The sequence below is a fragment of the Cellulomonas septica genome (assembly GCF_012396155.1).
Lineage (GTDB): Bacteria > Actinomycetota > Actinomycetes > Actinomycetales > Cellulomonadaceae > Cellulomonas > Cellulomonas septica.
In genome coordinates, this window is sequence record NZ_JAAXOY010000545.1 from 1 (window position 1) to 2,435 (window position 2,435).

Consider the following 2,435-nt stretch of genomic DNA (forward strand, 5'->3'; position numbering starts at 1 on the left):
GCAGCCCGCGCCCGAGCCGGCGCGCGCGGAGGCCTGACGCGGCGGCTGTGCCGGTCGACGGCCGGGTCGGGTGGTACCACGCCCGCTCCGGCCGTCTGCTGTCGTCAGCCCGCGGCGGGCACCGGGCGGTACGTCAGGAGCGTGCTGCCCGCCGGGAACGCGCGGACGGAGAGCCGCTCGAGCGCCGTGCCGTCGGCGCCGTCGAGGAACCGCCGCCCCGACCCCAGGACGACCGGCTGCACGACCACGCGCAGCTCGTCGAGGACCCCGGTGGGCAGCAGCGAGGCCACGAGCGTCGACGAGCCGAACACGGCGACGTCCTTGCCCGGCTGCTCCTTGAGCGCGCGCAGCCGCCCCACGACGTCGTCGGCGACGAACTCGGTCGGGCCCCACGGGTGCGTGCTCAGGGTCCGCGACGGCACGACCTTCGGCAGGTCGTTCATGAAGCCCGCCACGACGGGGTCGTCCCGGTACGCCTCGGGTGTCGGCCAGTACGACGCCATGAGCTCGAACGTGCGGCGCCCCATGACGATGGTGTCGATCGCGTCGCCCTGCGCGGCGGAGTACCGCTCGAGCTCGTCGTCGGTCGTGAACCAGTCGAGGCTGCCGTCGGGTGCGGCGTGGAAGCCGTCGAGGGACACGAGGACGTAGGCGTAGACGGTGCGCACGGGCGCCTCCCGGGTGTCGGGCCGGGCGGGGTCACGCGGACGCGCGACCGCCCGGCGGGTCGTCACCAGGATCGACCCGACCGGGCGGCCGGACTCGTCGGGGTGCGCCCGGCCGGTGCGGTCGACCGGTCGGGCGCGGGGGTCACGCCTGCGGCGGGCGCGTCATGCTCAGGACATCGAGGGCCGCGTCGAGCTGCTCCTCGGTGACCTCGCCGCGCTCGACGTAGCCGAGGTCGACGACGGCCTGCCGGATCGTCAGGCCCTTCTTCACCGCGTGCTTCGCGATCTTCGCGGCGGCCTCGTACCCGATGACGCGGTTGAGCGGCGTGACGATCGACGGCGACGACTCGGCGAACGCGCGGGCCCGCTCCTCGTTCGCCTCGAGGCCCGCGACGGTCTTGTCGGCGAGCACGCGGCTCGCGTTGGCGAGCAGGCGGATCGACTCGAGCACCGCGGACGCGATGACGGGGATCTGCACGTTGAGCTCGAACGAGCCCGACGCACCGGCCCACGCGACGGTCGCGTCGTTGCCGACGACGCGCGCGGCGACCATGAGCACGGCCTCCGGGACCACCGGGTTGACCTTTCCGGGCATGATCGACGACCCGGGCTGCAGGTCGGGGATGAACAGCTCGCCGAGGCCCGTGTTCGGGCCCGAGCCCATCCAGCGCAGGTCGTTGCAGATCTTCGTGAGGCTCACGGCGATCGTGCGCAGCGCGCCCGACAGCTCGACGAGGCCGTCGCGCGACGACTGCGCCTCGAAGTGGTCGCGCGCCTCGCTCAGCGGCAGCCCGGTGTCCTCGCGCAGCAGCTCGATGACCCGCTGCGGGAAGCCGGCGGGCGTGTTGATGCCGGTGCCGACGGCCGTGCCGCCGAGCGGGACCTCCGCGGCGCGGGGGAGCGCGGCCTGCAGCCGCTCGACGCCGTACCGGACGGCGGCGGCGTACCCGCCGAACTCCTGGCCCAGCGTCACCGGGGTCGCGTCCATGAGGTGCGTGCGGCCCGACTTCACGACGGTCGCCCACGCGTCGGCCTTGTCCTGCAGCGCCGCGGCGAGGTGCTCGAGCGCGGGGACGAGGTCGCGGACGACGCCCGCGGTGGCCGCGACGTGCACCGACGTCGGGAAGACGTCGTTCGACGACTGCGACGCGTTGACGTGGTCGTTCGGGTGCACGTCCGCCCCGAGGCCGCGGGTCGCGAGCGTCGCGAGCACCTCGTTCGTGTTCATGTTCGAGCTCGTGCCCGAGCCGGTCTGGTAGACGTCGACGGGGAAGTGCGCGTCGTGCACGCCGGAGGCGACCTCGTCGGCGGCCGCGACGATCGCGTCGGCGACGTCCTGCGGCAGCACGCCGAGCTCGGCGTTCGCGCGCGCGGCGGCCTTCTTGATCCGGGCGAGCGCCTCGATGTGACCGCGCTCGAGGGTGCTGCCGGAGATCGGGAAGTTCTCGACGGCCCGCTGCGTCTGCGCGCGGTAGAGCGCGGCCGCGGGGACCCGGACCTCGCCCATCGTGTCGTGCTCGATCCGGAACTCGGGCGACGACGACGTGCCCGTGACAGGTGCGGAAGTCATGCGGTCCATCCTGCCGCACGGCGCCGGGGCGCCGGACGCGTGACGATGGCCACATGACGTCCCCGACGCCCGCGTGCCCGGCCGAGCGGTTCCTCGAGCACGGCCGCCTGGTGCGCACCCCGCGCCGCCTCGACGACCGCACGCTCGTCCTCGAGCACCTGGCCGCGCGGCTGCTCGCCCCGGGCGAGGCCGCACCC

General features: G+C 74.5%; 2 protein-coding genes. Both read right to left on the reverse strand.

Annotation, left to right across the window (positions count from 1 at the left end; translation table 11 throughout):
* Window positions 1-104 precede the first annotated feature (104 nt).
* The gene (locus HGA02_RS16325; RefSeq protein WP_168680158.1) at window positions 105-668 is read right to left on the reverse strand and encodes a dihydrofolate reductase family protein; all 564 of its coding nucleotides are present in this window, start codon (window positions 666-668) and stop codon (window positions 105-107) included.
* A 142-nt stretch (window positions 669-810) separates the two neighbouring features.
* Window positions 811-2,238 carry a class II fumarate hydratase gene (locus tag HGA02_RS16330; RefSeq protein ID WP_168680160.1) on the reverse strand — a complete coding sequence of 476 codons (1,428 nt, stop codon included), beginning with the start codon at window positions 2,236-2,238 and terminating at the stop codon, window positions 811-813.
* Window positions 2,239-2,435: the final 197 nt, after the last annotated feature.

Coding starts and splice junctions, on each gene's coding strand:
- HGA02_RS16330 (WP_168680160.1), bottom strand. CDS start 2,238: ATGACTTCCGCACCTGTCACGGGCACGTCGTCGTCGCCCGAGTTCCGG.